The sequence below is a fragment of the Shigella sp. SIG6 genome (assembly GCF_053555815.1).
Genome location: NZ_JBQZXC010000187.1, coordinates 1 through 4,967, shown reverse-complemented (window position 1 = coordinate 4,967; position 4,967 = coordinate 1). Strand labels below are relative to the sequence as shown.

The following is a 4,967-nucleotide window of genomic DNA, read 5'->3' as shown; positions in this document are numbered from 1 at the left end:
GTAGTTATGATTAGATTGTTTTCGCAACAAAAACATTATGGATTATTATGCTGTGGTAAATGACTCATTCCACGGCAATGGATTCTGTTTTTATCAGAACCCGTATCTTTATGTTTTCCGAATTTTACTCATTTTGCTTTTTCTTATTTTATATGCATGATAAATCATATTCTTCAGGATTATTTCTCTGCATTCCAATAAGGGAAAGGGAGTTAAGTGTGACAGTGGAGTTAAGTATGCCAGAGGTACAAACAGATCATTCAGAGACGGCGGAGTTAAGCAAGCCACAGCTACGCATGGTCGATCTCAACTTATTAACCGTTTTCGATGCCGTGATACAGGAGCAAAACATTACCCGTGCCGCTCATGTTCTGGGTATGTCGCAACCTGCGGTCAGTAACGCTGTTGCACGCCTGAAGGTGATGTTTAATGACGAGCTTTTTGTTCGTTATGGCCGTGGTATTCAACCGACTGCTCGCGCATTTCAACTTTTTGGTTCAGTTCGCCAGGCATTGCAACTAGTACAAAATGAATTGCCTGGTTCAGGTTTTGAACCCGCGAGCAGTGAACGTGTATTTCATCTTTGTGTTTGCAGCCCGTTAGACAGCATTCTGACCTCGCAGATTTATAATCACATTGAGCAGATTGCGCCAAATATACATGTTATGTTCAAGTCTTCATTAAATCAGAACACTGAACATCAGCTGCGTTATCAGGAAACGGAGTTTGTGATTAGTTATGAAGACTTCCATCGTCCTGAATTTACCAGCGTGCCATTATTTAAAGATGAAATGGTGCTGGTAGCCAGCAAAAATCATCCAACAATTAAAGGCCCGTTACTGAAACATGATGTTTATAACGAACAACATGCGGCGGTTTCGCTCGATCGTTTCGCGTCATTTAGTCAACCTTGGTATGACACGGTAGATAAGCAAGCCAGTATCGCGTATCAGGGCATGGCAATGATGAGCGTACTTAGCGTGGTGTCGCAAACGCATTTGGTCGCTATTGCGCCGCGTTGGCTGGCTGAAGAGTTCGCTGAATCCTTAGAATTACAGGTATTACCGCTGCCGTTAAAACAAAACAGCAGAACCTGTTATCTCTCTTGGCATGAAGCTGCCGGGCGCGATAAAGGCCATCAGTGGATGGAAGAACAATTAGTCTCAATTTGCAAACGCTAACTGAATGCAGAATAGGCCAGACATGAATGTCTGGTTTATTCTGCATTTTTTATTGAATGTAGAATTTTATTCTGAATGTGTGGACTCTCTATTTTAGGATTAATTAAAAAAATAGAGAAATTGCTGTAAGTTGTGGGATTCAGCCGATTTATTATCAATTTAATCCTTCGTAATGGAGGATTTTATCGTTTCTTTTCACCTTTCCTCCTGTTTATTCTTATTACCCTGCGTTTATGTCTCTGGCTGCCAATTGCTTAAGCAAGATCGGACGGTTAATGTGTTTTACACATTTTTTCCGTCAAACAGTGAGGCAGGCCATGGAGATGTTGTCTGGAGCCGAGATGGTCGTCCGATCGCTTATCGATCAGGGCGTTAAACAAGTATTCGGTTATCCCGGAGGCGCAGTCCTTGATATTTACGATGCATTGCATACCGTGGGTGGTATTGATCATGTATTAGTTCGTCATGAGCAGGCGGCGGTGCATATGGCCGATGGCCTGGCGCGTGCGACCGGGGAAGTCGGCGTCGTGCTGGTAACGTCGGGTCCAGGGGCGACCAATGCGATTACCGGCATCGCCACCGCTTATATGGATTCCATTCCATTAGTTGTCCTTTCCGGGCAGGTAGCGACCTCGTTGATAGGTTACGATGCCTTTCAGGAGTGCGACATGGTGGGGATTTCGCGACCGGTGGTTAAACACAGTTTTCTGGTTAAGCAAACGGAAGACATTCCGCAGGTGCTGAAAAAGGCTTTCTGGCTGGCGGCAAGTGGTCGCCCAGGACCAGTGGTCGTTGATTTACCGAAAGATATTCTTAATCCGGCGAACAAATTACCCTATGTCTGCCCTGAGTCGGTCAGTATGCGTTCTTACAATCCCACTACTACCGGACATAAAGGGCAAATTAAGCGTGCTCTGCAAACGCTGGTAGCGGCAAAAAAACCGGTTGTCTACGTAGGCGGTGGGGCAATCATGGCGGGCTGCCATCAGCAGTTGAAAGAAACGGTGGAGGCGTTGAATCTGCCCGTTGTTTCCTCATTGATGGGGCTGGGGGCGTTTCCGGCAACGCATCGTCAGGCACTGGGCATGCTGGGAATGCACGGTACCTACGAAGCCAATATGACGATGCATAACGCGGATGTGATTTTCGCCGTCGGGGTACGATTTGATGACCGAACGACGAACAATCTGGCAAAGTACTGCCCAAATGCCACTGTTCTGCATATCGATATTGATCCTACTTCCATTTCTAAAACCGTGACTGCGGATATCCCGATTGTGGGGGATGCTCGCCAGGTCCTCGAACAAATGCTTGAACTCCTGTCGCAAGAATCCGCCCATCAACCGCTGGATGAGATCCGCGACTGGTGGTAGCAGATTGAACAGTGGCGCGCTCTTCAGTGCTTGAAATATGACACTCACAGTGAAAAGATTAAACCGCAGGCGGTGATCGAGACTCTTTGGCGGTTGACTAATGGGGACGCTTACGTGACGTCCGATGTCGGGCAGCACCAGATGTTTGCTGCGCTTTATTATCCATTCGACAAACCGCGTCGCTGGATCAATTCCGGCGGTCTCGGCACGATGGGTTTTGGTTTACCTGCGGCACTGGGCGTCAAAATGGCGTTGCCAGAAGAAACCGTGGTTTGCGTCACTGGCGACGGCAGTATTCAGATGAACATCCAGGAACTGTCTACCGCGTTGCAATACGAGTTGCCCGTACTGGTGGTGAATCTCAATAACCGCTATCTGGGGATGGTGAAACAGTGGCAGGACATGATCTATTCCGGCCGTCATTCACAATCTTATATGCAATCACTACCCGATTTCGTCCGTCTGGCGGAAGCCTATGGTCACGTCGGGATCCAGATCTCTCATCCGCATGAGCTGGAAAGCAAACTTAGCGAGGCGCTGGAACAGGTGCGCAATAATCGCCTGGTGTTTGTTGATGTTACCGTCGATGGCAGTGAGCACGTCTACCCGATGCAGATTCGCGGGGGCGGAATGGATGAAATGTGGTTAAGCAAAACGGAGAGAACCTGATTATGCGCCGGATATTATCAGTCTTACTCGAAAATGAATCAGGCGCGTTATCCCGCGTGATTGGCCTTTTTTCCCAGCGAGGCTACAACATTGAAAGCCTGACCGTTGCGCCAACCGACGATCCGACATTATCGCGTATGACCATCCAGACCGTGGGCGATGAAAAAGTACTTGAGCAGATCGAAAAGCAATTACACAAGCTGGTCGATGTCTTGCGCGTGAGTGAGTTGGGGCAGGGCGCGCATGTTGAGCGGGAAATCATGCTGGTGAAAATTCAGGCCAGCGGTTACGGGCGTGACGAAGTGAAACGTAATACGGAAATATTCCGTGGGCAAATTATCGATGTCACCCCCTCGATTTATACCGTTCAATTAGCAGGCACCAGCGATAAGCTTGATGCATTTTTAGCATCGATTCGCGATGTGGCGAAAATTGTGGAAGTTGCTCGCTCTGGTGTGGTCGGACTTTCGCGCGGCGATAAAATAATGCGTTGAGAATGATCTCAGTGCGCAATTTGCAGCCCAACATGTCACGTTGGGCTTTTTTTGCGAAATCAGTGGGAACCTGGAATAAAAGCAGTTGCCGCAGTTAATTTTCTGCGCTTAGATGTTAATGAATTTAACCCATACCAGTACAATGGCTATGGTTTTTACATTTTACGCAAGGGGCAATTGTGAAACTGGATGAAATCGCTCGGCTGGCGGGAGTGTCGCGGACCACTGCAAGCTATGTTATTAACGGCAAAGCGAAGCAATACCGTGTGAGCGACAAAACCGTTGAAAAAGTCATGGCTGTGGTGCGTGAGCACAATTACCACCCGAACGCCGTGGCAGCTGGGCTTCGTGCTGGACGCACACGTTCTATTGGTCTTGTGATCCCCGATCTGGAGAACACCAGCTATACCCGCATCGCTAACTATCTTGAACGCCAGGCGCGGCAACGGGGTTATCAACTGCTGATTGCCTGCTCAGAAGATCAGCCAGACAACGAAATGCGCTGCATTGAGCACCTTTTACAGCGTCAGGTTGATGCCATTATTGTTTCGACGTCGTTGCCACCTGAGCATCCTTTTTATCAACGCTGGGCTAACGACCCGTTCCCGATTGTCGCGCTGGACCGCGCCCTCGATCGTGAACATTTCACCAGCGTGGTTGGTGCCGATCAGGATGATGCCGAAATGCTGGCGGAAGAGTTACGTAAGTTTCCCGCCGAGACGGTGCTTTATCTTGGCGCGCTGCCGGAGCTTTCTGTCAGCTTCCTGCGTGAACAAGGTTTCCGTACTGCTTGGAAAGATGATCCGCGCGAAGTGCATTTCCTGTATGCCAACAGCTATGAGCGGGAGGCGGCTGCCCAGTTATTCGAAAAATGGCTGGAAACGCATCCGATGCCGCAGGCGCTGTTCACAACGTCGTTTGCGTTGTTGCAAGGAGTGATGGATGTCACGCTGCGTCGCGACGGCAAACTGCCTTCTGACCTGGCAATTGCCACCTTTGGCGATAACGAACTGCTCGACTTCTTACAGTGTCCGGTGCTGGCAGTGGCTCAACGTCACCGCGATGTCGCAGAGCGTGTGCTGGAGATTGTCCTGGCAAGCCTGGACGAACCGCGTAAGCCAAAACCTGGTTTAACGCGCATTAAACGTAATCTCTATCGCCGCGGCGTGCTCAGCCGTAGCTAAGCCGCGAACAAAAATACGCGCCAGGTGAATTTCCCTCTGGCGCGTAGAGTACGGGACTGGACATCA

At 49.1% G+C, this 4,967-nt stretch carries 5 protein-coding genes and 1 pseudogene; 5 read left to right on the top strand and 1 reads right to left on the bottom strand.

Translation table 11 applies throughout. The features are described 5' to 3' along the window. Positions 1 to 236 precede the first annotated feature (236 nt). A complete protein-coding gene (gene leuO / locus ACUU1M_RS18770; protein ID WP_005072576.1) occupies positions 237 to 1,181 on the top strand; it encodes a transcriptional regulator LeuO in 945 nt (314 codons plus the stop codon). A 154-nt stretch (positions 1,182 to 1,335) separates the two neighbouring features. Here the strand turns inward: leuO and ACUU1M_RS18765 are convergent, their stop codons facing one another. Continuing rightward, the gene (locus ACUU1M_RS18765; protein WP_128566915.1) at positions 1,336 to 1,380 is read right to left on the bottom strand and encodes a hypothetical protein; all 45 of its coding nucleotides are present in this window, start codon (positions 1,378 to 1,380) and stop codon (positions 1,336 to 1,338) included. 118 nt (positions 1,381 to 1,498) lie between these two features. Here ACUU1M_RS18765 and ilvI point away from each other — a divergent pair. The 4 genes and pseudogenes from ilvI to cra all read left to right on the top strand — a co-directional run bounded on the left by ilvI (position 1,499) and on the right by cra (position 4,901). Then, a pseudogene (gene ilvI, locus ACUU1M_RS18760) lies at positions 1,499 to 3,223 on the top strand (acetolactate synthase 3 large subunit). A gap of 2 nt (positions 3,224 to 3,225) precedes the next feature. Further along, complete coding sequence (gene ilvN, locus ACUU1M_RS18755) at positions 3,226 to 3,717, top strand: acetolactate synthase small subunit (RefSeq protein ID WP_005072581.1); 492 nt, start codon at positions 3,226 to 3,228, stop codon at positions 3,715 to 3,717. Between the two features lie 11 nt (positions 3,718 to 3,728). Then, the gene (locus ACUU1M_RS18750) at positions 3,729 to 3,815 is read left to right on the top strand and encodes a fruR/shl operon leader peptide (RefSeq protein ID WP_001303787.1); all 87 of its coding nucleotides are present in this window, start codon (positions 3,729 to 3,731) and stop codon (positions 3,813 to 3,815) included. Between the two features lie 81 nt (positions 3,816 to 3,896). Next, positions 3,897 to 4,901, top strand: coding sequence for a catabolite repressor/activator (gene cra, locus ACUU1M_RS18745; RefSeq protein ID WP_000762401.1), 1,005 nt, complete (start codon positions 3,897 to 3,899; stop codon positions 4,899 to 4,901). Positions 4,902 to 4,967: the final 66 nt, after the last annotated feature.

Coding starts and splice junctions, on each gene's coding strand:
- leuO (WP_005072576.1), top strand. CDS start 237: ATGCCAGAGGTACAAACAGATCATTCAGAGACGGCGGAGTTAAGCAAG.
- ilvN (WP_005072581.1), top strand. CDS start 3,226: ATGCGCCGGATATTATCAGTCTTACTCGAAAATGAATCAGGCGCGTTA.